29 protein-coding genes are annotated in these 26,213 nt (G+C 48.5%); 13 read left to right on the forward strand and 16 right to left on the reverse strand.

What is annotated here, in order from left to right; all coding sequences use genetic code 11:
• The gene (locus MJ769_RS03805; RefSeq protein ID WP_239234504.1) at nt 1-1,080 is read right to left on the reverse strand and encodes a sensor histidine kinase; all 1,080 of its coding nucleotides are present in this window, start codon (nt 1,078-1,080) and stop codon (nt 1-3) included.
• Nucleotides 1,081-1,125: 45 nt separating this feature from the next.
• Between MJ769_RS03805 and argH the strand changes: the two genes are divergently transcribed.
• Complete coding sequence (argH, locus tag MJ769_RS03810) at nt 1,126-2,520, forward strand: argininosuccinate lyase (RefSeq protein ID WP_239234505.1); 1,395 nt, start codon at nt 1,126-1,128, stop codon at nt 2,518-2,520.
• A 56-nt stretch (nt 2,521-2,576) separates the two neighbouring features.
• On the opposite strand, the gene grxD is transcribed toward argH, so the two are convergent.
• On the reverse strand, nt 2,577-2,885 hold the full coding sequence (gene grxD / locus MJ769_RS03815; protein WP_239234506.1) for a Grx4 family monothiol glutaredoxin: 309 nt from the start codon (nt 2,883-2,885) through the stop codon (nt 2,577-2,579).
• A gap of 79 nt (nt 2,886-2,964) precedes the next feature.
• Between grxD and MJ769_RS03820 the strand changes: the two genes are divergently transcribed.
• The 3 genes from MJ769_RS03820 (at nt 2,965) to MJ769_RS03830 (ending at nt 4,555) form a co-directional block, all read left to right on the forward strand.
• Complete coding sequence (locus MJ769_RS03820) at nt 2,965-3,165, forward strand: hypothetical protein (protein WP_239234507.1); 201 nt, start codon at nt 2,965-2,967, stop codon at nt 3,163-3,165.
• Between the two features lie 152 nt (nt 3,166-3,317).
• Nucleotides 3,318-3,599, forward strand: coding sequence for a peptidylprolyl isomerase (locus tag MJ769_RS03825; RefSeq protein WP_239234508.1), 282 nt, complete (start codon nt 3,318-3,320; stop codon nt 3,597-3,599).
• A 329-nt stretch (nt 3,600-3,928) separates the two neighbouring features.
• Entirely contained in the window at nt 3,929-4,555 is a 627-nt protein-coding gene (locus MJ769_RS03830; RefSeq protein ID WP_239234509.1) for a CDGSH iron-sulfur domain-containing protein, read from the forward strand.
• 132 nt (nt 4,556-4,687) lie between these two features.
• Here MJ769_RS03830 and MJ769_RS03835 read toward each other — a convergent pair whose 3' ends face one another.
• From MJ769_RS03835 to MJ769_RS03890, 14 genes are all read right to left on the reverse strand, one after another.
• Nucleotides 4,688-5,221 carry a hypothetical protein gene (locus tag MJ769_RS03835; RefSeq protein ID WP_239234510.1) on the reverse strand — a complete coding sequence of 178 codons (534 nt, stop codon included), beginning with the start codon at nt 5,219-5,221 and terminating at the stop codon, nt 4,688-4,690.
• Between the two features lie 9 nt (nt 5,222-5,230).
• Entirely contained in the window at nt 5,231-5,770 is a 540-nt protein-coding gene (locus MJ769_RS03840) for a hemerythrin domain-containing protein (protein WP_239234511.1), read from the reverse strand.
• A 49-nt stretch (nt 5,771-5,819) separates the two neighbouring features.
• Nucleotides 5,820-6,530 (reverse strand): HPP family protein, encoded by a 711-nt coding sequence (locus MJ769_RS03845; RefSeq protein ID WP_239234512.1) that lies wholly within the window; start codon nt 6,528-6,530, stop codon nt 5,820-5,822.
• Between the two features lie 73 nt (nt 6,531-6,603).
• Nucleotides 6,604-7,440 (reverse strand): phosphoserine phosphatase SerB, encoded by an 837-nt coding sequence (gene serB, locus MJ769_RS03850; protein ID WP_239234513.1) that lies wholly within the window; start codon nt 7,438-7,440, stop codon nt 6,604-6,606.
• A gap of 95 nt (nt 7,441-7,535) precedes the next feature.
• On the reverse strand, nt 7,536-11,021 hold the full coding sequence (gene mfd, locus MJ769_RS03855) for a transcription-repair coupling factor (RefSeq protein WP_239234535.1): 3,486 nt from the start codon (nt 11,019-11,021) through the stop codon (nt 7,536-7,538).
• A gap of 249 nt (nt 11,022-11,270) precedes the next feature.
• Nucleotides 11,271-12,392 (reverse strand): deoxyguanosinetriphosphate triphosphohydrolase, encoded by a 1,122-nt coding sequence (locus MJ769_RS03860; protein ID WP_239234514.1) that lies wholly within the window; start codon nt 12,390-12,392, stop codon nt 11,271-11,273.
• Complete coding sequence (aroB, locus tag MJ769_RS03865; RefSeq protein ID WP_239234515.1) at nt 12,385-13,473, reverse strand: 3-dehydroquinate synthase; 1,089 nt, start codon at nt 13,471-13,473, stop codon at nt 12,385-12,387. The genes MJ769_RS03860 and aroB overlap by 8 nt, the downstream gene beginning before the upstream one ends.
• A 537-nt stretch (nt 13,474-14,010) precedes the next feature.
• Nucleotides 14,011-14,616 carry a transposase gene (locus MJ769_RS03870; protein ID WP_445083061.1) on the reverse strand — a complete coding sequence of 202 codons (606 nt, stop codon included), beginning with the start codon at nt 14,614-14,616 and terminating at the stop codon, nt 14,011-14,013.
• Nucleotides 14,617-14,625: 9 nt separating this feature from the next.
• Entirely contained in the window at nt 14,626-14,781 is a 156-nt protein-coding gene (locus MJ769_RS14670) for a hypothetical protein (protein WP_445083062.1), read from the reverse strand.
• Nucleotides 14,782-14,795: 14 nt separating this feature from the next.
• On the reverse strand, nt 14,796-14,984 hold the full coding sequence (locus tag MJ769_RS03875) for a hypothetical protein (RefSeq protein WP_239234516.1): 189 nt from the start codon (nt 14,982-14,984) through the stop codon (nt 14,796-14,798).
• A gap of 714 nt (nt 14,985-15,698) precedes the next feature.
• Nucleotides 15,699-15,965, reverse strand: coding sequence for an Abi family protein (locus MJ769_RS14675; RefSeq protein ID WP_445083063.1), 267 nt, complete (start codon nt 15,963-15,965; stop codon nt 15,699-15,701).
• A 295-nt stretch (nt 15,966-16,260) separates the two neighbouring features.
• Nucleotides 16,261-16,575, reverse strand: a complete 315-nt coding sequence (locus tag MJ769_RS03880; protein WP_239234517.1) for a DUF3106 domain-containing protein — start codon at nt 16,573-16,575, stop codon at nt 16,261-16,263.
• A gap of 8 nt (nt 16,576-16,583) precedes the next feature.
• On the reverse strand, nt 16,584-16,928 hold the full coding sequence (locus tag MJ769_RS03885) for a DUF3619 family protein (protein ID WP_239234518.1): 345 nt from the start codon (nt 16,926-16,928) through the stop codon (nt 16,584-16,586).
• Nucleotides 16,925-17,494 (reverse strand): RNA polymerase sigma factor, encoded by a 570-nt coding sequence (locus MJ769_RS03890; protein WP_239234536.1) that lies wholly within the window; start codon nt 17,492-17,494, stop codon nt 16,925-16,927. Before MJ769_RS03890 ends, MJ769_RS03885 begins: the two co-directional genes overlap by 4 nt.
• Before the next feature lie 329 nt (nt 17,495-17,823).
• Here MJ769_RS03890 and MJ769_RS03895 point away from each other — a divergent pair, with 329 nt between their 5' ends.
• From MJ769_RS03895 to mltG, 9 genes are all read left to right on the forward strand, one after another.
• Complete coding sequence (locus tag MJ769_RS03895; protein WP_239234519.1) at nt 17,824-19,530, forward strand: acetolactate synthase 3 catalytic subunit; 1,707 nt, start codon at nt 17,824-17,826, stop codon at nt 19,528-19,530.
• A complete protein-coding gene (ilvN, locus tag MJ769_RS03900) occupies nt 19,530-20,021 on the forward strand; it encodes an acetolactate synthase small subunit (protein WP_239234520.1) in 492 nt (163 codons plus the stop codon). Before MJ769_RS03895 ends, ilvN begins: the two co-directional genes overlap by 1 nt.
• A gap of 36 nt (nt 20,022-20,057) precedes the next feature.
• The gene (ilvC, locus tag MJ769_RS03905) at nt 20,058-21,074 is read left to right on the forward strand and encodes a ketol-acid reductoisomerase (RefSeq protein ID WP_239234521.1); all 1,017 of its coding nucleotides are present in this window, start codon (nt 20,058-20,060) and stop codon (nt 21,072-21,074) included.
• A 121-nt stretch (nt 21,075-21,195) separates the two neighbouring features.
• Nucleotides 21,196-21,846 carry a phosphatidylserine decarboxylase gene (locus tag MJ769_RS03910; protein WP_239234522.1) on the forward strand — a complete coding sequence of 217 codons (651 nt, stop codon included), beginning with the start codon at nt 21,196-21,198 and terminating at the stop codon, nt 21,844-21,846.
• Between the two features lie 30 nt (nt 21,847-21,876).
• Nucleotides 21,877-22,629 carry a CDP-diacylglycerol--serine O-phosphatidyltransferase gene (gene pssA / locus MJ769_RS03915; RefSeq protein WP_239234523.1) on the forward strand — a complete coding sequence of 251 codons (753 nt, stop codon included), beginning with the start codon at nt 21,877-21,879 and terminating at the stop codon, nt 22,627-22,629.
• Between the two features lie 213 nt (nt 22,630-22,842).
• Entirely contained in the window at nt 22,843-23,079 is a 237-nt protein-coding gene (acpP, locus tag MJ769_RS03920; RefSeq protein ID WP_239234524.1) for an acyl carrier protein, read from the forward strand.
• Nucleotides 23,080-23,119: 40 nt separating this feature from the next.
• Entirely contained in the window at nt 23,120-24,358 is a 1,239-nt protein-coding gene (fabF, locus tag MJ769_RS03925) for a beta-ketoacyl-ACP synthase II (protein ID WP_239234525.1), read from the forward strand.
• A 29-nt stretch (nt 24,359-24,387) separates the two neighbouring features.
• Complete coding sequence (gene pabC, locus MJ769_RS03930) at nt 24,388-25,200, forward strand: aminodeoxychorismate lyase (RefSeq protein ID WP_239234526.1); 813 nt, start codon at nt 24,388-24,390, stop codon at nt 25,198-25,200.
• Nucleotides 25,187-26,173: an endolytic transglycosylase MltG gene (gene mltG / locus MJ769_RS03935; protein ID WP_239234527.1), complete on the forward strand. Its 987-nt coding sequence runs from the start codon at nt 25,187-25,189 to the stop codon at nt 26,171-26,173. The genes pabC and mltG overlap by 14 nt, the downstream gene beginning before the upstream one ends.
• Nucleotides 26,174-26,213 lie beyond the last annotated feature (40 nt).

Here is a 26,213-nt window from a genome sequence, read left to right on the forward strand (position 1 = left end):
TCACGCAAAAGTTTGACCTTTGTTTTTATCACGCGAAAGATGTGACTTTGGGGGCTCCTTAACATATGGCAGCTTGATATGCACTCGGTAAAAATCCTTGCCGATCTCAACCGTATAACTTGCCTCAACGTCGAATTGCAACGCTAAACGCTCACGAATATTGCTCAATGCCATTTTGTTTCCTACATGGTGACTGCCTTGTTCCCGACGCGGGTTATACATTTCGAGGTGCATTTCATTGCCGTTGCGATACAGCTTGATATCGACAAACCCGCCCTCGGTCAGTGGTTCTATTCCGTGATATACGGCATTTTCAAGTAACGGCTGCAATATCAGGGGCGGCAGCAGCGCATCATCCGGCATATTTTCGGTGTACCAGTTCACCTTTAGACGTTCGCCCAAGCGTAATTGTTCCAGCGCAAGATACTGACGCGCAAGGGCCACTTCTTGTCGCATAGCCACTAAATCGCCATCGTGTGCCATCGCCATGCGGAATAGGTCAGCCATATCTTCCAATGCAGTTTCAGCACGTTTGGGGTTGGCGCGAATGATACCGAGTACAGCATTAATAGTGTTAAACAGGAAGTGTGGGCGGATGCGAGCCTGCAAAGCCTGCAAACGCGCCTCATCAAAAGCGGGGGAATAAACTCCGACATTAAATCGAAAATAGACTAACAAAAGGCCGGCAACAACAATGCCGAGCAAGGCGTTACGCACAGAATAGAAATACCCATGCGCTATGGTGTCAAAGAACAACTTTCCCCCCAAATGGTAAATTATCAGGGTGACAGTCATCGCCATTAGCAGCACAGCAGTGATGCCCTGCTTGTAGGTCAGTCGTTTTAGCCAGGGGTTAAGCACAAACAATAGCGACAAGTTCAACAACAACACGGGTTGCAGCAACGCTGAAATGTCTATCATGCGCTTTACAATATCCTGCCAAGATGATGCCTCTGCAATGGCAACCAACAATACCATGCCATTGACTAGCAACAGACTCCGCAACATGACACCCAATTTACGAAAATCGGGTAACGCAACGGACAGCCTGTTTTGATTTATACTTTGCATATTTGGCATGACAGATACATCTCTGTATATACCGCACATTCTGGACAAGAGACGATGACTATGCAAGACAATAAAACCTGGTCGGGACGGTTTGCCGAACCGGTAGCGGAACTGGTGAAGCGGTATACAGCTTCGATAGAGTTTGATAAGCGACTGGCACCGTTCGACATTCATGCATCGCTGGCTCATGCGCAAATGCTGGAGGCATGTGGCATCATCGCCACGCAGGACTTAGCTGATATCCGTCGTGGCATGACGCAAATCGAACATGAAATTGTCAATGGCAAATTCGCCTGGTCTCTCGATCTGGAAGATGTGCATCTCAATATCGAAAAGCGCCTGACCACTCTAGTAGGCGATGCAGGCAAGCGCTTGCACACCGGGCGCTCGCGCAACGACCAAGTGGCAACCGATGTGCGCCTGTATTTGCGCCACGCCATCGACGATCTGCACGAACTCATACGTAGTTTGCAATCTGCAATCATTGATCTTGCCATACAGCACACGCAAACCATAATGCCGGGCTACACCCATTTACAGGTAGCGCAACCAGTGAGTTTCGCACATCACCTGATGGCGTATTTCGAGATGCTTAAACGCGATGCTGAACGCATCATCGACTGTAGAAAGCGCGTTAACCGCCTGCCACTTGGTGCGGCCGCATTGGCAGGCACCAGCTATCCGATTAAGCGTGAGATGGTAGCGGAACTTCTTGGTTTCGACGGAGTATGTGAAAACTCACTAGACGCAGTATCAGATCGCGATTTCGCCATTGAATTTACCGCTTGCGCAGCGCTCACCATGACACACTTATCACGCCTGTCAGAGGAACTGATTCTGTGGATGAATCCGCGCTTCGGTTTTATCGACATTTCTGACCGATTCTGCACTGGGTCATCCATCATGCCGCAGAAAAAAAATCCAGACGTGCCGGAACTGGTGCGCGGCAAGACCGGCCGTGTGAACGGTAATCTAGTAACGTTATTGACACTGATGAAAGGCCAGCCACTGGCCTATAACAAGGACAACCAGGAAGATAAAGAACCTTTGTTCGATACGGTAGATACACTAACGCAAACCTTACGTATCTACGCTGACATGGTGGGCGGCATCACTGTCAAACCGGCCGCCATGCGCGACGCTGCTTTACAAGGTTATGCTACGGCCACAGATTTGGCCGATTATCTGGTAAAGAAGGGGATACCGTTCCGTGATGCGCACGAAGCGGTTGCGCTGGCGGTGCGCTTTGCTGAGCAGCGCAATTGCGACCTGAGCGAGCTAAAGCTGGAAGAATTACAACAATTCTCGTCACTCATTGCAAATGACGTCTACTCTGTGCTCACACTGGAAGGTTCGTTAGCCAGTCGCAATCACATCGGCGGCGCCGCACCTCAACAGGTTGAAGCTGCCATCGCGCAAGCTCGTAAATACCTCGCAGGGCCAACTTAAATATTAAAAAGGCGACCTTACGGTCGCCCAAAAAATGCACTACCTAAACCATTGCTCTATGAATGGAGTAATGTCTTCAACTCTCCGTTGTTATACATCTCGCTCACGATGTCGCAGCCACCGATAAATTTGCCATGCACATAGAGCTGAGGAACCGTTGGCCAATCAGAATACTCTTTGATACCTTGGCGTATTTCTGGATCAGAGAGCACGTCAACAGTGACAAGATTTTGCAAACCGCATGCTTTGAGAGTTTGTACTACATTGGCAGAAAATCCACATTGTGGAGATTCTGCTGTGCCTTTCATATACAACACCACAGGATTACTGGTTACCTGTTCTTTGATAAGCGCTTGTATGTCCATGTTATAGCCCCTGAAATTAGTTGAGTGATTCACTGGGTATATTAGCAGCACGTTCATTGCCGGGTCAAGGATAAAGCAGGTGCCGGACAAATTCTTTGCGCTGACGCTTGCCTTGGCAGCAATGCAGGGCGCTAACCTTTGCGTGCTAGAGCGCGTCACTTACGACTTGCTCATGCGGGCGGTATGGTTGGAAGATGGAATATACCTTCAGCCAGAACGACAAGCCGCTATATGGCATGCTCAGCTCCATTGCAGTGCTGCATTTGAGCTGGACAGATAGGTGATAGAGTCAATCGTTACGGTGAGAGGTGAAATGTTGGGCTGCACTATATTCAACCCAACTTACCGGGCTGGTTTGAAAAAGGTGTCTTAATTGTGTTTAAATATAGCTTGCAACGCATGCAAATTTTAAAATAATCAGGGGATAAAACAATGGCAAAAGCCAATGCACGTCATATTTTGGTCGAAACAGAAGAGCAATGTAACAGCCTAAAGGATGAAATTAGTAATGGCGCAGAATTTTCAGACCTGGCCGCGAAACATTCAAGCTGCCCTTCCGGAAAACAAGGTGGAGATTTGGGTGAATTCGGTCCAGGGCAAATGGTCAAAGAGTTTGATGAGGTGGTTTTTAGTGCCCCCGTTGGTGTAGTACAAGGCCCTGTTAAAACGCAGTTTGGTTATCATCTGCTTGAAGTAACAAAACGTAGCGACTAGACTTAGATGCATACCTAATCGCTGGTAAAGGGAGCGGATAGGCTCCCTTTTGTATTGCATATTTTGCAAGAATAACTCATGACAACTCCGCTGTCCTTGAGATGCGTTACACCGAGCCAGTATTAGCTGTTGCACTTCGAGCTTGAATCCGCCAGTCTTATATACTGATGCATTAAGAGTCATTTTTTCAAATGGCCAGGAAGGCCTCGCGAAGATGAAGCGTTTACTGGAGTAAATGACAAATCGAGCTTGTTCTTGACGCGGTATTTTTGGGAAAAAACTTCATGCAATAGTCTCGACAATTATGAGCGTTAGATGATGAGGATATTATGACAGTCGAAAAACATGAATCAAAAGATGGTGTTTTATATTTTGATGGCAGCAAGTGTATTCATTCACGAAACTGTGTGCTTCATCGCCCTGATGTTTTTGTGCCCAATGTCGAGGGCGAGTGGATACATCCTGAAAATGCCGATGGCGGCGAGCTGAATGCATTAGCTGAAAACTGTCCATCGGGAGCGATACGTTTTGTGGGCAACAGTAAATCAGAGCGCAAGCCTTTGGTTAATACTTTGCACATCCGTGAGAATGGACCCTATGCCCTTAGCGCTGAGATTGAATTTAACGGTCAAGAGCTTGGGTCACGATTAACGCTATGTCGCTGCGGTGCTTCGGCCAATAAGCCCTATTGCGATGGTTCGCATTCTGCTATAAATTTTCAAGCGACTGGTGAGCCTGCTACAAAAGAATCCGATGTGCTCGAACAAAGAAACGGTCAGTTAAAAATATCCCCGCAAACAGATGGGCCTTTGATGCTTGAAGGGAATTTAGAGATTTGTTCAGGCACTGGCCGCACTATTAATCGAGTACAAAAAACGTTTTTATGCCGTTGTGGTGCTTCAGCCAATAAACCTTATTGCGATGGTAGCCATGCAAAAATAGATTTTAAGGCTTAACCTTGATCCCGTTGCTCGTTTTCGAGCCTGGCGAAATCGCTCATTTCACTTTATGTGAGGGTGGTTAACGCGTCGATGAGCGGCGCTGAACTGCGCAGCACGAAGGCGTCAGCTCGATTGGCTTGTTGGACGTCATCTCGAGGAACCTGTCATTCTCTTGGTTCCAACGTTGCAGGGACCCCGGCCGAATCTTTTTCGAAAATAGTACGACCCACCAAATCGCATTTCCCATCCACCTTTCCTGTCAAAAGAGAGGCTTCCGACGCCGCCGCGTTGCACAAAATGGTGGAGATAGTTAACTTTCTCCTTGTAGCCTTCGTCGATTCCGGCTCCCCCGATGTAGTACAGAACAAAGAGTGGGCGTTGCGGTACTTGTTTGGGAGGAGCAATTTCGCTGTAGGAATACGCCACGCACTGCCATAGTAGATCTTTCGCTTTAGTGTCGTGCTTTGTCTTGTCCGTTTCGTTGAACAGCTTAAGTTCGATGACGATATAACCTTGGTCAAAACCTTGCTCTATCAGGTGCTGGCGCGGGACCAGAACCAAGTCGTAGAAAACGGCTTCCCCGGAATGCTTGTGGGCACCTGTCCAGCCTTCGAATACGCCGAAATCGCCAAGGAGTCTCGCGCGAATCTCTTCACGGAGTGGCCGTTCTGGATCACTCATCTATGATGTTCAATATGTATTGGAAAACACAGCCCCGCGCCGTGCCGCCATGCTTCTACCCAGTGCTTCCAGTTGGATAGGCCCCAGCAACTTTGCCACTTGTGGCAATAGCTGCGTATTCTCCAGAGAGATGTGGTGTTCATGCACTGTGATGAAATGTTCCACCGATTGAATATCTAACTCCGTCGCTCGGCCTTCTGCAATAGCAAGCAACAAAGGACGTAACTGCTGCCATGCCGAATCCAGCAGCGTGTGCTCGTCCAGCAAGCGCGCTATTAATTCGTGCATCTCTACGTTTGGAGTGGCGAGCAGGCGAGGAAATAGATCCTGTTCCTCGTCATCATGGTGATCCTGTCCGGCGGTATCGAAATAGCGCAGAATGGCTTGCGTGGCTTGTTGTGCCTGCACATCGCAGCCATGAGATGGCAGATATTGCAGTAGCTTGCTTAGCGTGGCGCACTGTGTCTGTATTTTGCCGTGACAGGCTAACAGCATTTCCAGTGGATTATCGAAACTGGGAACGGATGCGCTATCCAATAAGTCGCTCATCTTGTTCCCTTTGTATTACAAGTAATCACAAGTTCGTTAGCGCAACGGATCAAGCGTTAACTTTGCCATCAGGATTCCTGACATGCTCAACAGCCAACTGGTAGATCTCGACAAGGTCTTCTTCGCTGACGTCGATCACACCATCCATTTGAGTCAGTGCCCATTCGATATCAGCTCGCTCGAGTTGGACATGCTTCGGCGGAGTGTATTTCGGTGGAGGGGGTTGGGAGGCATGCCGCACCGGGTAATACCGGCCAGGTACAAGGTTATTGACCAACATCGCCAGCACCATGGAGATTCCGGCATTCGCCAGCACGATGCATACTACCCATGGCCAACCCATCGGGTGGAATTGTGCGCTGAGCAATACTAACGTGAGCGCTGTGGCTGCACCCGGTGGGTGCAGGCAATTAAAGTAATGCATCAGAAGTATTGCAAATCCCACTGCGCAGCCTGCGGCTACTAAAGGGTCACTGATGTTTTGGCTGCATAGCCAACCCGCTATTGTCGAAATAAAATGACCACCCATTAAAGGCCACGGTTGCGCCAAAGGACTGTGCGGTATAGCAAAGAGAAGCACGGCAGAGGCTGCTATTGAGCTCAGCATGACAAGTGGATAATTGAAGTGTGGCAAATATTTGAACGCAATCCCCAAGAGCAGGATGGCAATGCCAGCTGCTAAGCTGCTGCGAATTTTCTCGGTGTGCGAAACGGGTGCAGTATGTGTCTTAAAAGACAGGAAAAATTCTTTAAAATCCATTACGTTTGGTTGCTCCTCTGGCTATTTGAAAAGTTTAAAGTTTGTGTACTGTGTTTAATAAGGGATAAAGTATTTAGTCGGCAAACAAATTCACCAAACCATCCAGCCCCACAAAGTTAAACGCATAACTGGCCTGCGCGAGCACTACCGGTTTTGCGTGATAGGCGATACTGACGCCAGCTTGCGCCATCATCTTGAGATCGTTGGCACCATCGCCCATAGCTATAATCTGTTCTGCCTTAAGCTTCAATTCATCGCGTATACGCACCAACCAATCAGCTTTACCTTGTGCGTCGAGGATATGTCCGAGTACTTTGCCAGTCAGTTTGCCGTTGATGATTTCCAAAGTACTGGCATGGGCATAGTCGAGACCTAGACGTTGCTTCAAGCGGTCGGCGAAAAAGGTAAAGCCACCTGACACCAGCATGGTCTTGATGCCGTGTTCTTTTAGTTTGGCCAACATGATTTCGGCACCGTTATTGAGTTGCAGACGTTCGTCATACACGCGTTGCAATGCGCTTTCTTCCAGCCCAGCCAGCAACGCCACGCGGCGACTCAGGCTCTCACTGAAATCAATCTCCCCGCGCATCGCCGCTTCGGTGATGGACGCAACTTGGGGTTTAATTTGGAGCATATCGGCGACTTCGTCAATACATTCTATGGAAATGAGGGTGGAATCCATGTCCATCACTACCAGGCCAAAGTCCGATAAATGCTGGTTTGGGCGGACAAAGCCATAGTCGAGTTGGTGTTCATAACAGTAGGCAGCAACGGCATCATGCGGCTTGGCATCATATAGTCGGAAGGTGTGCGCCGAGGTTTGTTCAATACGGGATGCGGTGGTCAGCCCAGCAAGGTAGTTTATATGGGTAGGGGCGATCTTTTGGGTGCCTTGGATAATGAAGTTCATGTGCTTATAGAATTTTAATTTGGTGCGATGAATAATGGTGATTTGTCATGCTCTCGAAAGAAGGAATGACAATGGCTGCAACGAAGCTAAACGATTCACGATAGCTCATTAAAAAAGTTCTTGATCGCCAACACGCGCTGGCTGACGTCGCCGTATTTTAATTCAATTCTCAGTTTGTCCTGACCACTCAGTTTGTACTGGCGCTTGCTCTGGATAAGCGTGATTATGCGCATCGGATCGATGGGCGGATTTGCCATGAACTGAATTTGAATCGCCTCGCTGGAAGCATCCACCTTGATAATGCCGAGCTGCTTAGCTGCGATGCGCAGACGGTGGCAATCAAGCAGTGTATGGGCAGGCGGTGGCGGCAATCCGAAGCGGTCTACCAGTTCCTGATGCATGTCGTCCAGTTCTTCTGGCGTGGTACAGTTAGCTAGACGTTTGTATAGCACCAGCCGTTGGTGGATGTCGCCGCAGTATTCGTTGGGCAGTAAGGCGGGAGTATGCAGGTTAATCTCAGTGGTTACTCCAAGCGGGTGAGCCATGTCTGGTTCTTGGCCCAATCTTAGCGAGGTAATGGCCGCGTTGAGCATGTCCGTGTAAAGCGAAAAACCAATCTCGTGCATTTCGCCGCTTTGTGATTCGCCCAGAACTTCGCCCGCGCCGCGAATTTCCAGATCATGCATCGCAAGATAGAAACCGCTGCCCAGTTGTTCCATGGCCTGAATTGCTTCCAATCTTTTTTTCGCCTGCGCGGTAAGTCCTTCCGAATTGTCTACTAGTAAATAGGCATACGCTTGATGGTGCGAGCGCCCAACTCGGCCGCGCAATTGATGTAGTTGCGCCAATCCAAAGCGGTCTGCGCGGTTCATGATGATGGTGTTGGCACTGGGTATGTCGATGCCGGTTTCAATTATGGTGGTGCATAGCAACACATTGAAACGCTGTTGGTAAAAATCACGCATGACTGCTTCCAAGTCGCGCTCTCCCATCTGGCCGTGCGCCACCCGAATACGAGCTTCAGGCAGTAAGGTTCCCAGCTTTTCCGCCATATTGGCGATGGTGGCTACTTCGTTGTGCAGGAAATAGACTTGTCCGCCGCGCTTTAGTTCGCGCAGCACCGCTTCGCGGATGACGCCCTGGCTGTAGTCGCTAACGAAGGTTTTGATTGACAGGCGGCGTTGCGGTGCAGTGGCAATCACCGAGAAATCGCGCAGCCCCTCCAAAGACATTGCCAGCGTGCGCGGGATTGGCGTGGCGGTCAGCGTGAGCACGTCAACTTCGGCGCGTAGTGCCTTGAGGCGCTCTTTTTGCTGCACGCCGAAACGGTGTTCCTCGTCGATGATGATTAACCCAAGGTTGTGGAATTTGATACCCTTCTGGATCAGTTTGTGCGTACCGATGATGATGTCAAGCTTGCCATCTTCCATGTCTTTCAGTGTTTGAGTCTGCTCCTTGGCAGAGCGGAAGCGTGACAGTTCGCCTATTTTAATAGGCCAGTCGGCAAAGCGATTGCAGAAGTTCTGGAAATGTTGTTCTGTGAGCAACGTGGTGGGTACCAGCACTGCTACTTGTTTACCATCCATCGCCGCAACAAAGGCTGCGCGCAGAGCGACTTCCGTTTTACCAAAACCCACATCGCCGCAGATTAGCCGATCCATTGGTTTTCCGCTCTGCAGATCAGTCACTACCGACTCAATGGCGGCTGCTTGATCAGGTGTTTCTTCAAAACCAAAGCCAGCGGCGAACGCTTCGTAATCATGTTGCGACAATTTGAATTGGTGACCTTTGCGAATGGCGCGCTGGGCATACAGATTGAGCAATTCGGCAGCGGTATCTCGGACCTGCTGCATGGCGCGACGCTTGGCCTTGTCCCAAGTGCCGCTACCCAGCTTATGCAACGGTGCGGTTTCCGGGGCGCCACCACTGTAACGACTTATTACATGCAGCTGTGCAACTGGAACATATAATTTGTCTTCACCAGCATACTCCAGCAGCAAAAATTCGTTCTCGCCTTCGCCGAGATCAAGGTTTATCAGGCCATGATAACGTGCAATGCCATGCTGTTCATGCACCACGGGATCGCCCGGCTTGAGCTCGGACAGGTCACGCAGCATTCCTTCCATGTTGCTTTTTTTTGTGGCGCGCAAAATCCGGCTGCGTGGCTGCGCGGCATACAGTTCACTTTCTGTAATAATCGCCAATTGTTCATCTGGCAATATGAAACCATTCAGCAGTGTCCCTACGGCAAGCATGAAGTGATTGTCACCGGCGAGAAATTCCGCATAGCTCTCACACAGCGCCGGCGCCAGGCCGTATTCGCGTAAATACTCGGCCATTATTTCGCGCCGCCCCAAACTGTCGGCGAGCAACAACACCCGGCCAGCATAATTTTGCAGAAAGCTCTGGAGTGCATGTGTCGGAATGTCGGCGCGCCTATTTACAGCGATGTCGGGCAGTTTTTGGGTAGCGCAAGGCGTATGGGTTTTATATCCCCTTTCCTCTTGGGAAAGGGCAAGGGGAGTCTCGCCCACATTTTCTTTCTCCTCGGAATTGTCAATCTGGGAGGAAGGGGGAGTGTCTGCGATGAGATCGACCCGTTTGAAATTTTTTGCAGCAATAAAGAAACTTTCTGCGCTCAGGAACAGTTCGTGCGGTTCCAGCAAGGGACGTTGTGGGTCACCTCGAAGCAGGTTATAGCGCGACTGCGCATCCTTCGCAAAAGTGGCAATGGCAGCATCCACATTGTGATGCAGGCATAGCGTGGCATGTGCAGGCAAATAATCAAACAACGTGGCAGTACGCTCGAAAAATAATGGGAGGTAATATTCGATGCCTGCGGGCGCGATGCCACGGCTCACACCTTTGTAAATACTTGCTTTGGAAGGATCGCCTTCGAAACGATCGCGAAAGTTTTGACGAAAACGAGCCTGTCCGGCCTCGTCCAGTGGAAACTCGCGCGCCGGTAACAGGCGAATATCCCGCACCGGATAGATGGTACGCTGGGTATCCACATCGAAGGTCGCGATAGAATCAATTTCATCATCGAACAGGTCAATACGGTAAGGCACACTACTGCCCATCGGGAAAAGGTCAATCAAACTACCCCGCACGCAGTACTCGCCTGGTGTCAGCACCTGCTGAACATGGGTATAACCAGCCAAAGTCATTTGCTCACGCAATTTGGCGATGTCCAGTTTCTCAGCGCATTTAAGAAAGAAAGTGAACGCAGCCAGATATTCCACTGGTGACAACGGATATAGCGCGGTGGTTATCGGGACGACTATCACATCACATGACTGGCTGTGAATGTGATGTAGTGTAGCAAGTCGCTCAGAAATGAGGTCTTGATGCGGCGAGAAGTGATCATAAGGCAGCGTTTCCCAATCCGGCAGCAGATGTACGCGAAGCTCTGGGGAAAAAAATGGAATTTCATCCACTAACCGTTGCGCTTCCAGCGCGCTGGCGGCAATAACTACCAGCGGAACATTTAGCTTGGCATATTGCGCCAGAGCCAAAGCATCGGACGAGCCATTCAGATTGGTATAACGTGGACGGGTGTGTAATGAAGAAAACAGCATCGGAAAATTAGGTACAGCCAAGTTTCATGGTGCAACATTATATAAGGGAAGCTGCGCAGTTGGCATGGATTGAGAAATTCTCATGGTTTGTGCGGGGCTAGTAACTTGAATTTTTATTCATTCAATATCTTCGTAACAGGTATTCTTTGATCAAACGAGTATAGGGAATGGGGTTCTTCGAACTTGAATCCGCTATAGTTTAGAAGTTTTTGGTATGGCGCAGACTTTATTTTTGAAATAGAGAGGGAGTCATCCTTCTTCAATTGCAAACAACCTTCGGTGCTCTTTGATGGCGTAGCGATCAGTCATGCCAGCGATGTAATCAGATACGGTGCGGGCTCGGTCGGCTTGTGCCTGTTGCTGGAATTGCGGAGGCAGCAGGCGGTTATCTTCCATGAATATTTTAAATAGGTCGGTGATAATGCGCCGTGCCTTGGCACTCATGCGCATGACGCGGTAATGACGGTATAAATGCGTATGCAGGAAGGATTTGAGTTCGCGCTGCTGCTCATGTATCTCGGCACTGAATGCTGCCAGCGGCGGCGCGGCACGTACTTCGGAGATGTCACACACAGCATGAGTCCGAATGTTTTTTTCCGTTTCATGGATTAAATCTGTAGCAAGTGTATTGATAATGCGCCGTATCGTTTCGTGAATCTGGCGACGCTCGGCTAGGCTGGGGTAGGCTAGTCGCACGGCATCAAGATGGACGGTAAACAAGCGCACCGAGGTAAATTGCTCCAGCGTAATTAATCCTGAGCGTAGTCCATCATCCACGTCATGGTTGTTGTAGGCGATCTCATCGGCCAAATTAGCAATTTGCGCTTCCAGCGAAGGACGCTGCTGCTTAAGGAAACGTTCGCCCACAGCACCCAGCTTTGCGGCATTTACCGGCGAGCAATGTTTGAGAATGCCTTCGCGCGTTTCGAAGCATAGATTGAGTCCATTAAAGGCAGCATAATGATCTTCGAGTACGTCCACCACACGTAACGATTGCAGGTTGTGCTCGAAGCCACCGTAATCCTTCATGCAGGCATTGAGCGCATCCTGTCCGGCGTGGCCGAATGGTGTGTGACCGAGATCGTGAGCGAGCGAAATAGCTTCCACCAGATCTTCATTTAATTTCAGGTAGCGTGCGATGGAGCGGGCAATTTGTGCTACTTCCATGCTGTGAGTTAATCTGGTGCGGAATAGGTCGCCTTCATGGTTAACAAATACCTGCGTCTTATATTCCAGACGACGGAAGGCGGTGGAATGGATGATGCGATCACGATCACGTTGAAATTCGCTGCGCCCAAAAGGGGCTTCTTCGTGCTCAATCCTGCCACGTGAATTGCCCATTGTTACCGCATAAGGTGCAAGTTCAGCCATGTGCGCTGTTCGCCACTAAAGTTTGCAGTAATAGTTCCGGCTCCACGTTCCCACATATCACCGCATTACCAATGCTTTTAAGCAGCACGAAACGGATTTTGCCGCCAACCACTTTTTTGTCCAAACCCATCAATTGCAGGTATTTTTCCACGCCCAAATCAGGCGCGACAATTGGTAGGTCAGCGCGTTGAAACAAGCTTTGGATGCGATTTACATCTTCCTTGTTTAGCCAACCCAAGCGGCACGATAGATCTGCGGCCATAATGGTACCCGCAGCGACTGCCTCGCCATGCAGCCATGCACCATAACCCATGCCTGTCTCGATAGCATGACCGAAGGTATGGCCGAGGTTAAGCAGGGCACGTTCTCCATTTTCACGCTCGTCTGCAGCGACTACCTCGGCCTTATTCTGGCAACTGCGTGCGATTGCATATTGCAGCGCATCTGCATCACGCGCCAATAATTTTTCCATGTTTTTTTCTAGCCACTCAAAGAAAGGGAGATCGCGGATAAGGCCATATTTTATGACTTCTGCAATGCCCGCGCGTAATTCCTGATCCGTCAAAGTATTCAAAGTGGTGATGTCGGCAAGCACAACTTGCGGCTGGTAAAATGCACCTATCATATTCTTACCCAACGGGTGGTTGATGCCGGTCTTGCCACCGACCGATGAGTCCACCTGTGCCAGCAGAGTGGTGGGAATCTGAATGAACGGCACGCCGCGCAAATAGGTTGCGGCTGCATAGCCCGTCATGTCGCCTATCACTCCCCCGCCTAATGCAATCAATGGTGTGGTGCGTTCGCACCGATGGGAGAGTAGTGCATCGTAAATTAACCCTAGCGTTTCTGCATTCTTGTATTGCTCACCATCTGGCAATATGACGGGTATTATGTCCACGCCATGAGCTTGTAGCATGGTTCGTAATGGTTCCAAGTATAGCGGTGCCACAGTAGTGTTGGTCACCACTGCTGCTTTTTTGCTAGGTAAGTGCGGCAATAGTAATTCTGCACAAGCAAGTAAGTCACTGCCTATATAAATAGGATAGCTGCGCTCCGCCAGCCCGACGGTTAATGTTTGCATAAGTTTTGAGAGCTTCTATTTGAAGACTGTATATTGAGAGGCAGGCAATGCTATATCATTTTGAACGATCACAAATCGCAGATTGAGTGGTTTGCTGCCTTTTTCCTGTGACTCTATCAGCCTGTCAGATTTAAAGGAAATCGAATCGGCTGCAAATTTAGCTGAGCGGTGTATTTTTCGCCGGTTTTTTGGGCAATAGAACAACTGCTGCCCAGCAAAATATACCAAATTTATACTCGCTTAGTTAAACTTTTGCTATTCGCTACGATTCTTTAAGTCCGACAGGCTGCTAGTCTTGTTGTGTCACAAACGAATTTTTTGCTTAACCAATTTCAATATAGGCAATGACCCAAGGCACTTGCGAGCTTTCGAAGTGGCTCAACGTCTGAGAAATAATCAAATTTTTCTTCGGCGCATCCTAAAGGAAGCTACTGCCAGCAAATGGCCATCAGATTTAGGATGCAGAATTTTGTCCAATCGATGATTTTATTGCGCTAACTCAAGTTGATTACCCTCTTTTTTACTCCTTATTCTCCCTCATCCTGTTATTGCAGGCATTGCGGACGCACCTGTACCTATACCCAATAATTGCGGTGCCAGTTTTCCCATGCGTATGAAGTTGTGCGCCAGCACAAACCACAACGCGACGCACTTGACCTTCGCTCTGCCCCGAACCGGCAATAAAACCAATCTGCAGTTGCGTGCTTGCGCGTTCACACATTCAGCCACGCTTGCGCGAAGCTTGTAAATCGCTTTAGCTTCCTCTGTCGCCATACGCGCGCGCCACTCTGCAATCGCTGCACGATCAATCGCCTTGGGGGCGTGCTTGTCGATGGTTTTATCTGCTTTGTCATCGCCATCGGTTTTGGCCTTTTTTGTTTTCTTTGCCTCTGGCACCGGCGCGTATACTGTGGTTTTGTCTGATACCGCATCGATCTGTTCGTGCTTGGTGTAACCCCCGTTTACGAGCCACTCGTCGGGCGTGCATTCACAATGTTTCTGCACTTGTTCAACCATCGGTGCAAGTTGGCCCATATCGCTGCCAATACACACGACATCCACGCCAATAATGACCTGGCTGTCACAATCCGTGGCAAACCGGGCATTGTAGGCCGGACAGAATCCACCGTCTCCCAATTCCATGACCGTTGCCTACGCATCGGTGCTGGAGGCGCGTGCCGCTGCCTGTTTGCGGCTGAGTGCACCCGGGTCGATTTCGGTTTGCTGTTTCAACGCTTGAACGTGTTCGCGGGCTGTTATCGGATGTTTGTTTAATTTGTCATATTGAATTCGAGACAAAGAAGGCATGGCACTTTATTGCCTTATTTTTTGTCAGAACTTCCAACAACTGCTTTCACGCCAGCCGCCGCAACATCGACGGTCGTACTAACCACCGTGGCACCGACCTTAACGGTTGTTGCAACCACGGTAACCGCAGCATCAGCGACAGTAACCACCGCACAGCCGTTACAGAGAGCGCAAGTTAGGGCGAGCAGAAGATGGGCACGCATGGAGGAGGTTGGGTTGAGGCATTGAGCAAATACGGTTGCAAAATGGTTGCATTAAATCATGTAACGATATATTTTTACATAACAATATTAGTGCAATTATATGTTTTTGCGGAACATGGTAGTTATTGAATAATTGTAATTCCATTTCTTCAATTTATTTTCTATCAATTGGTAAAAACCACCAGCTTTAGCCGGTGCATTTAAGATTTTAAACACTATGAGTTTCATCATACGTTCTGTGAATACGGTTTTAGCGGAGTCCGACTATTTTAAAGAGGCAGCCTTCTTTCTACTTGCTCGGAAGATAGCCATTTAACCTGCACCACCACAGCAAGATAACCTGAAAGCCGCTCTATCGCTTTGCTTTATGGTTATTTATCGAACATGCACCGTCAATCGCTTTTGCAGGGTGTTAGGTGAAGAGTTCTGCGAGAGCATTCTATCAGCTACTGAAACGCATTCATGGGGTCGTTTTCACAAGTCGCGCGCATATACACAGGTACGGGTGAAATTCCGTAAGTTTGATAGCAATTAAGTATGCACAACGGTTGCCAGATTTTATTCTGTTAACGTTCATGGTGCGCTACCAAAGTACGCGTTGTTGCCAATTCGGTTCAAACCCAAGGCGATTTGTACGTGGTTTGCATGGTTCGCCAGTAAGACAGGCAGACGGTAGCTCCAATCAGAATCAAGCAACACCACTTTCAACACACTTCAATCGATGCTGCCCGAGTGCAAAATTGGCTTGGGTCGCCAGTTCGATGGCATATCGCTTGGCGGCAATCGGCTTTTAGTGTAGCTATGGTTGCACAGACGCTGATGGTGGGCGACCCAGTGCCGGAGATAAGTAATGGCGTGGAGCCACGAAGCAAGTATGCTGCCATAGAGTTGAAAGTCTTTTGCAACTGGTTTCTGATGCTCCCGCAGTCGATTTTTCAACACTTGCGACATGGCGTCTAAGGGCAGCACCCTAAATACCATCCAGAAAACGTGGTGGCAAAGCGTCAATAGATGGATTTCAGCAGAACAAATACCGATGTTGTGGTGCGCGACTGTCACGGGGGAAACGATTGATTATGGTTTGCCAAGTGAAATGCACAGCAGGTCGAATTAATCTCAATAAATTGATTAATAAGTTTGAATGAGGATGTGGCACACCCGTACAAGACAATCGCCCAATATGAAGAGGGCGCTCACCGCCCGTTAATGTTACCGCAGGTAAGTCGATGATAGGCGGTACCTCGACTGGCACAGGTGAGTGCGACATAGCCTTTCCCTAATGAGTTTTTCTAACTGCTTGGAATTTTTCGCGGGCACGGTCACGCTGTGCAGGTGTCAGTTTGCTCCATTTATCCAGTCTATTATGCAAGCGTTTTCTCTGCACTGCATCAAGCTCTGGGTAGTGTTTCGCTAAATTGATAAGACGTTGCTGCTGCTGTATTTGCAGTGTATTCCATTCCTTAGAGAGCGGAGCTAGTGCCTCTTGTTGCACTGGAGTGAGACTCTCCCATGCCTGTGCCCCAGCTATCGCTGGCAGAAACAAAAGTACAGCGACGCTAAATGCGAACAGGCGATGGCGGATCAAGTACATGATTTGAATTAGTCAACGTAAAAGTGTATAGGTAGCTCACCAGTCAGAATGGCAATATCAACATCAGCAGTATCGGATTTTGCATTTTGATTCCAATAAACTGTAGCGCTGAACAGAATGGTCGCAACCAGCAAAGTGGTAGCCCACCAGCGCGATTTGTGTCGCGCGTCGAAAGCGTGCCATATAACATGTCCAGCCCGAGCAGACACCGACTCTCCACAGCATTCGTCATAGCGTGCCAAGGCTTGTTCCCGTGCATGCTGCAGGCGTGTCAGCGTAGGTCGTTCAAGCTGAGCGACAGAGCGGTTTAGCAATTGTTTAATATTTTCATGGCTTAGTTCCTCTTCTTTCATGACAAGTGAACTCCTTTTTTTCTTAAAATGGCCGCGAGGCTATGGGTAGCGCGCGAACAGTGTGTTTTGACGCTGCCCTCCGTGCAACCCATGATCGCTGCTGTTTCTGTAGTATCCCTATCCTCCCAGTAACGCAACAGAAAGGCCTCACGTTGACGTGCAGGGAGAATAATTAATGCTTCTTCAATCAGAGCAATAAGTTGGGATTGCTCAAACGATGCGTCAGGAGCAAGACCTTGGCTGTTGTTGTCTTCATCCTGAAGGCTATCCAGTGGCTCATAATCCGCTTCCTCGTGTTGCGGAACGAGCGAAGACATTAGAGAAACCCACTTGGAACGGACTTTCTGTCTTCGGCAATGGTCGCGAATGGTGTTTTGCAGGATACGCTGAAATAACATGGGCAATTCATTTTCGGGCTTACCACCATATTTTTCAGCAAGTTTAAGCATGGAGTCCTGAACGATATCTAGCGCTACAGTTTCGTCGCGTATTGAAAATAGCGCCTGCTTGTATGCGCGACGTTCGGTTGCAGCGAGAAATTTGGAAAGTTCGTCGTGGCTGGCCAGTTTGAAATACTCCCCTAATGAGTGGTAACTACTGTGTAACCTTGAAAAATAAAAGGTTACAAAAATTCCAAATTCGAGGTGCGAAAAAATTATATGGCGCTATATGTCGTTAGTCTGTATGTGCAAATATATTTACGAACAACATTGCAATTTGGATATTGCTAATAATTCAATAAATGCTACTAAATGAATGAGTGTTGAATACTAACAAATTTAACCATAAATCAATAGATAATTTTTAATCCAACCCTAGCGTAGGGGTTGACCAAAATGCGGCTAACCTTTATCTTGCACGGTTCTTTAATTATTGTTTGCTAAGGTAGTTTGACATGGAACTGACGGGCGCGGAAATAACCATTAGGTGTTTGCAGGAAGAGGGAGCCGAATATGTGTTCGGGTACCCTGGTGGTGCGGTCTTGCACATTTATGATGCGTTGTTCACTCAAGACCAGGTTAAACATATATTAGTTCGTCACGAGCAGGCCGCAGTACATGCTGCCGACGGGTACGCACGTTCCACTGACAAGGTCGGGGTCGCGTTAGTCACCTCTGGCCCCGGCGTGACTAATGCAGTCACAGGCATTGCTACTGCCTATATGGATTCTATTCCGATGGTAATTATCAGTGGCCAAGTGCCGACTTATGCCATCGGTGAAGATGCTTTTCAGGAGGTGGATACTGTCGGCATAACGCGACCTTGTGTGAAGCATAATTTCCTGGTTAAAGATGTTAAGGAAATCGCCAATACCATTAAAAAGGCATTTTATCTCGCCAAAAGTGGCCGCCCTGGGCCGGTGCTGGTGGATATTCCAAAAGATATATCCAATCAAAAGACAGAGTTCAGCTATCCATCATCGGTGAATATCCGTTCTTATCATCCGGCGCAGCATAGCTGCATGGAGCAGATCAAGAGTGCATTGCAGTTGCTGCTAGCAGCCAAAAGGCCGATGATTTATGCGGGCGGCGGCGTGATTCTTGCTGATGCGTCTAAGCAGTTGACCGAGCTTGTGCATTTGTTGGGTTTCCCCTGTACGAACACCTTGATGGGTTTGGGGGGCTATCCGGCGACAGACAAACAATTTGTTGGAATGTTAGGCATGCATGGCACGTACGAGGCAAACATGGGGATGCAGTATTGTGATGTGTTGCTGGCCGTGGGAGCGCGCTTTGATGATCGGGTGGTTGGCAATGTTAAGCACTTTAATCAGGAAAAACGCAAGATCATCCATATCGACATTGATCCTTCCTCCATTTCCAAGCGGGTGAAGGTGGATTTGCCTATCGTAGGTGATGTGGCACATGTGTTGGGCGATCTGCTGGCAGAATTGCACGGTAGCAAGGAAAAGCCCGATCAGCAGGCGATTGCGCCTTGGTGGGCGCAAATTAAGGAATGGCGCTGCAAGAATAGCTTAGTCTATAAAAATTCGGATGAGATAATTAAGCCGCAGTTCGTAATCGAAAAGCTGTATGAAGTTACCCAGGGCGATGCTTTCATCACCTCCGATGTCGGACAGCATCAGATGTGGGCGGCGCAATACTACAAATTTGATAAGCCGCGTCGCTGGATTAATTCCGGCGGACTGGGCACCATGGGCTTCGGTTTGCCCGCCGCAATGGGCGTGCAGCTTGCTCACCCAAATGAGCAAGTTGCTTGCGTTACTGGCGAAGGCAGTATCCAAATGTGTATTCAGGAGCTCTCCACCTGCAAACAGTTTCAATTACCGCTCAAAATTATCATGCTGAATAATCGTTATCTAGGGATGGTGCGCCAGTGGCAGCAGTTCTTCCATGGCAACCGTTATGCCGAATCCTATATGGATGCGCTACCCGATTTCGTGAAGCTGGCGGAAGCTTATGGTCATGTTGGTATGCGCATTGAGAAGCCATCGGATGTGGAGCCAGCATTGAAAGAAGCATTTGAGCGTAAACAACAACTGGTATTCATGGATTTTATAACGGACCAGACTGAAAACGTGTTCCCCATGGTGCAGGGTGGTAAAGGCTTGTCTGAAGTGATTCTGGCGGAGGATTTGTAATGCGGCATATTATTTCCTTGTTGATGGAAAATGAGGCGGGCGCATTATCGCGTGTTTCCGGGTTGTTTTCAGCGCGCGGCTACAACATCGAGTCGCTCACTGTGTCACCCACAGAAGATGCCACCCTGTCGCGCATGACTATAGTAACCAGTGGTTCTGACGAAGTGATCGAGCAGATTTACAAACAGCTCAACAAGCTAATTGAAGTAGTCGCGGTGATGGATCTGAGCGAAGGCGAACATCTGGAGCGCGAGTTAATGTTGGTGAAAGTGCGTGCGGTGGGTGCAGTGCGTGAGGAGATGAAGCGCATGACGGATATTTTCCGTGGGTGCATTATCGATGTATCTGACAAAACTTACACCATTGAACTAACCGGTACCGGTCACAAATTGGAAAGTTTCTTGCAGGCCATTGACCGTAATCTAATTCTGGAAACAGTGCGTACAGGCGCGTCGGGTATTGGCCGCGGCGATCGCATTTTAAAATTTTAATTTTTTAACTATATGATTATTTTTAAAGAGGCCAACATGAAAGTTTATTACGACAAAGATGCAGACCTGTCTCTAATCAAGGGTAAAGAAGTGGCCATTATCGGCTACGGCTCACAAGGCCATGCTCATGCCTTGAATCTAAAGGAATCTGGTGTCAATGTAACCGTCGGCCTGCGTAAGGGTGGTGCTTCTTGGAAAAAAGCTGAAGCGGCTGGGCATAAGGTTATGGAAGTCGCGACGGCGGTAAAAGATGCGGATGTGGTCATGATGCTGTTGCCTGATGAAAATATCCCTGACGTTTATAACGTTGAAGTTGCGCCAAATATGAAGACAAGCGCTACGTTGGCGTTTGCCCACGGCTTTAACATTCACTATAACCAAGTCATTCCACGTGCCGATTTGGACGTAATTATGATAGCGCCAAAAGGCCCCGGTCATACAGTTCGCTCCGAATATTTAAAGGGTGGAGGTGTGCCATCTTTGATTGCTGTATATCAGGACAAGTCTGGCAAGGCCAAAAACATCGCACTATCTTATGCCGCAGCTATAGGCGGCACCAAGGGAGGGGTGATCGAGACTGATTTCCGTGAAGAAACGGAAACAGATCTGTTTGGCGAGCAGGCCGTGTTGTGTGGCGGTGCCGTGGAACTGGTGAAGGCTGGCTTTGAAACTTTGGTGGAAGCTGGCTATGCGCCGGAAATGGCTTATTTCGAGTGCTTGCATGAATTGAAGTTAATTGTCGATTTGATGTACGAAGGTGGTATCGCCAATATGAACTATTCCATTTCAAATAATGCGGAATATGGCGAATACGTCACTGGCCCAAAGATTATTACAGATAATACCAAAGAGGCCATGCGTAACTGTTTGAAGGATATCCAGACTGGTAAGTATGCCAAACAGTTCATCTTAGAGGGTCGTACCAACTATCCTGAGATGACTGCGCGTCGCCGTCTTAACGCCACGCATCCGATCGAGATGGTGGGTGCCCAATTGCGTGCCATGATGCCTTGGATTAGCAAAAATAAGTTGGTTGACCAAAGCAAGAACTAGGAATGATGGGGGCTGGGATTGAGAGTTTGAATGGTAAGTTCTGGACCGCTCTCAATCCTAAGCTACACTTTTTTGTTCTTTAATCCTGCATCTAAAATTCACTCTTCGTTTCTCCCTTCTAATGTCTAATTATCCCCACCCAATCATTGCCCGCGAAGGTTGGCCATTCTTGGCTATCGCCGTATCCATCGCAAGTTTGGTATCATACTTGGGCGGTGGTATGTGGTCGCTCCTGTTTTGGTTAGTGGCACTATTTGTGCTGCAATTTTTCCGCGATCCGCCGCGTGAAATTCCACAAGATGCCGATGCAGTGTTATCACCTGCTGATGGCCGCATTGTCGCGGTGGAGCGCACGCAGGATCCCTATGTTCAGCGCGATGCCATCAAGATAAGCGTATTCATGAATGTATTTAATGTGCATTCCAATCGTAGTCCCATAGATGGCTTGGTAAAGCGCATCCAATATTTCCCTGGCAAGTTCGTGAATGCTGATCTGGCTAAGGCTTCGCTGGAAAATGAGCGCAATGCCGTATGGATTCAAAGAGCTGATGGGCAAGACGTAACCAGTGTGCAAGTGGCTGGGTTGATCGCGCGCCGTATACTCTGTTACGTAAAAGAAGGCAGTGTTCTGACACGTGGCCAGCGATATGGCTTCATCCGTTTCGGCTCGCGCGTGGATGTGTACCTGCCACTGACGGCTACCGTAAAAGTGGCTATTGGTGATAAAGTGCAGGCAACTACTACGATATTGGCGGTTTTGACCAAGAGCTAAAGGCCAATATGATGAGAGTCTTTCAAAATCATGACTGACCCGAATGACAGAAAGCCGATGAATCTGCGCAGGCGCAGTATCTACCTGCTACCCAACTTATTGACTACAGCGGCGTTGTTTGCCGGTTTTTACGCTATCGTGCAGGCAATGAATAGCAAGTTTGAGTTTTCTGCTGTCGCAATTTTTATTGCTATGGTGCTAGACGGCTTGGATGGTCGCGTGGCGCGATTGACCCGAACCCAAAGTGAATTTGGAGCGGAATATGATAGTTTGTCCGACATGGTTTCGTTCGGTGTGGCACCCTCTTTGCTTATGTATGAATGGGCGTTTAAGGACTTAGGTAAATTGGGTTGGTTCGCAGCTTTTATATATTGCGCTGGCACGGCATTACGGCTGGCACGTTTCAACGCTAATATTGAAACGGTAGATAAGCGTTTTTTTCAAGGTCTGCCCAGCCCTGCTGCTGCTGGAGTGATCGCAGGCTTCGTTTGGGTGGTGCTAGATAACCATTATAGCGGCCAAGAGGCACGTTGGTATGCTGTCGCCATCACGGTATTTGCCGGCTTGAGTATGGTGAGCAACGTGCGCTTCTACAGCTTCAAAGATTTCAATATGCGCAAGAGCGTTCCGTTTACCGTCATTATCTTGGTTGCGTTATTTTTTATACTGATTTTCAGCTATCCGCCCGGAGTATTGTTTGTGCTTTTCTTATGCTACGCCCTATCTGGTTATGTGCTGTTGCTGCTCAGTTTTCGAAAAAAAACTTCCAGCCCCCCCACGTAGTGACTCACGAAAGAGATTATGTAGCAGTGGGAGGGAGTACGCATGATCCGCCTTTTTGTTTGGAGTGATACTAAAGCTTCTGAACATAGATCCATAGTTTGATTCAATCTAAGATTCATTCCATATTGGAAGAGGCGGCTAGTTGGGAATTTGATGTAAGCTTGGTAGAATGCCAAGGCTTTTTTGAACTTTAACCAGAGTAGGGAGAGTTACATGTCTAATATCGAACAACGCGTCAAGAAAATAGTTGCTGAACAACTTGGTGTAAACGAGACTGAAGTGAAGAATGAGTCCTCGTTCGTTAATGATTTGGGTGCCGATTCATTGGATACAGTTGAACTTGTTATGGCGCTGGAAGAAGAGTTCGAATGCGAAATTCCAGACGAAGACGCTGAAAAAATCACTACAGTGCAACAGGCGGTCGATTACGTTAACGATCATCCCAAGTAATTCATTCTTTCGCTTTTCCCTTAAAATAACGGAGTTCAGTTTGGCAAAACGCAGAGTCGTCATTACTGGCTTGGGTATTGTTTCGCCTGTTGGTACAGGAATTACCCAAGCATGGCAAAATATCATTGATGGCAAATCTGGAATTACCCGCATCACCCGTTTTGATGCCAGTCTATTTACGTCGCAGATTGCCGGAGAGGTGCAAGGGTTTGATGTGAACCAATACATCTCAGCTAAGGATGCTCGACGTATGGATTTATTTATTCATTACGGCCTGGCAGCTGGTATAGAAGCAATTAAAGACGCCGGGATCGAGGTAACTGAAGAAAATGCCGAACGCATCGGTGTCAATATTGGATCTGGTATCGGTGGGCTGCCGATGATTGAAGATAGCCATAACGACTATCTGGCGGCAGGTTCACGCAAGATTTCACCGTTCTTTATTCCCGGTACAATTATAAACATGATTTCTGGCAATCTGTCCATTAAGTATGGCTTTAAAGGACCAAATCTGTCCATGGTGACAGCCTGTTCCACAGCCACTCATTGCATAGGCGAATCTGCCAGGTTGATCGAATATGGTGATGCCGATATTATGATTGCAGGCGGCTCAGAAGGGTCAATTTGTGCACTAGCGTTGGGGGGCTTTTCTTCTGCGCGGGCGCTTTCCGCTCGCAATGACGATCCTGCTACCGCTAGCCGTCCATGGGACAAAGGGCGCGATGGCTTTGTGATGGGAGAGGGTGCTGGAGTTTTAGTTCTGGAAGAACATGAACATGCCAAATCTCGTGGTGCAAGAATTTATGCCGAAGTGGTGGGTTATGGCATGAGTGCCGATGCATACCACATGACCGCACCACGCGAGGACGGCGAGGGTGCCGCGCGCTGTATGAATAATGCCTTGCGTAATGCTGGACTTAATGTGGATCAGGTGGATTATATTAATGCGCATGGCACTTCCACCCCGCTGGGCGATTTGGCTGAAACTATGGCAATGAAGCGTTGCTTGGGCGAACATGCGAAAATGGTCAAGGTCAGTTCCACCAAATCCATGACAGGGCATTTGCTGGGTGCTGCGGGCGGCGTAGAGGCTATATTTTCAGCACTTAGCATTTACCATCAGATTGCCCCACCTACCATAAATATTTTCGAGCAAGATGAGGCATGTGATATGGATTATGTGCCCAATATTGCGCGCGACATGACAATTAATGTTGCCATGTCTAACTCATTCGGCTTTGGCGGCACCAATTCTACTTTGGTGTTTCGTAAGCTTTAAAACGCTTGCACATCTCATCAGGGAGCCACATGCTGATTAATGGCGTGCCGGGAGATCAGGTTAGTATCCACGACCGCGGGTTACTATATGGGGATGGCGTATTCCGTACGCTGCGTGTGCTCGATGGATACATACAGTGTTGGCCACGTCATTATCGCAAGTTGCAACAGGATTGTATTGCATTGCGCATCACTTGCCCAGAATATGCGCTGTTGTTTGAAGAGTTGCGGAGTTTGATTGAACATCAGTCCGATGGTGTGGCCAAAATTATCATCACACGCGGCGAACAAACGGCTCGCGGCTATACTCCAGCTGAAAACATGATTTCGAAACGTATCTTGAGTCTCGCTCCTCCACTTGACTGTCCAGGCAGAAATTATTCGCACGGTGTCAGACTCCGAATATGCGATTTACGCTTGGCACATCAATCGAAACTGGCTGGCATTAAGCACCTGAACCGTTTGGAAAATATTCTCGCTGCTGCGGAGTGTAGTGACCCGGACATCGCAGAAGGGCTATTGCTGGATATTGTTGGTAATGTGATTGAAGGTATACGCAGCAATTTGTTCATGGTCCGGAACGGTGAATTGTTTACACCGAATTTGTCGAGCTGTGGCGTGGCTGGTATACAGCGTGAACGCGTGATAGAGTGGGCTAACATGCATGGCGTACCGTGTTGTGTCAGGCAGTTTGGACTGGCGGAATTGCTTGTTGCGGACGAAATATTTATAGTGAATAGCGTGATTGGGTTATGGCCTGTGCGTGAGCTATCAGGCATTGACTGGAGCCATTTCCCGATTTCCATGCAAGTGCAAGAATGGCTGAACTGTGCGCGTGATTAAACGTTTGTTGCTCATCGTGATGCTTATGGCTATGCTGCTAGCGAGTACTATTGGATATTATGTTATTCGTCCGTTGACCTTTTCCACGCTTCCTTTGGAATTTTCCCTCAAGCAGGGCAGCAGTCTGAAGACTGCTGCCCTGCAAATGCAACAGGCTGGTGCGTTGCCAAACGATTGGATGTTTGTCTTGTTGGCGCGCATGTTGGGTAAATCTACACAGATACAGGCTGGTAACTATGAGCTGGAAACTGCGGTCACGATGTTGCAATTGTTAGCTATCGTGACAGAAGGGCAAACTGCCCAGAGTAAGTTCAGCGTAATTGAAGGTTGGACGTTCAATCAATTCCGCGCAGCATTGAATGCCAATCCAGCCATACGGCATGATAGCGTGGCCCTGTCCGAATCGGAGATTCTGCAGCGTATCGGCGCAATGGAGGCGTATGCGGAAGGGCAATTTTTCCCCGATACCTATTATTTCGTTAAAGGCACAGGCGACCTAGCCTTGCTTACGCGCGCCTACAAAACTATGCAAGTACATTTGCAGAAAAGTTGGCAAGACCGTGCCTCAGATTTGCCTTTTAAGTCAGCTTATGAAGCGTTAATTTTGGCCTCTATTGTGGAAAAAGAGACGGGGCAGGCAAGTGATCGAGGCATGGTAGCGGCAGTATTTATCAACCGTCTGCGCAAGGGCATGCTGCTGCAAACTGATCCGACCGTAATTTATGGGTTAGGGGAGAATTTCGATGGCAATTTGCGCAAGCGTGATTTACTAGCTGATACGCCGTACAACACCTATACCCGCGCAGGCATGCCACCCACTCCGATTGCACTGCCAGGGCTAGCTTCGATACTAGCAACTCTTCACCCGGCTTCAACCGATGCACTGTACTTCGTGGCGCGCGGAAATGGAAGTTCACAATTTTCGAATACATTAAATGAACACAACAATGCAGTGAATCGTTACCAAAAATAATTGGGTGGTTAATACGCTTCCCCTAATCCATATTTTTCCA

Source organism: Candidatus Nitrotoga sp. BS (assembly GCF_927797785.1).
Lineage (GTDB): Bacteria > Pseudomonadota > Gammaproteobacteria > Burkholderiales > Gallionellaceae > Nitrotoga.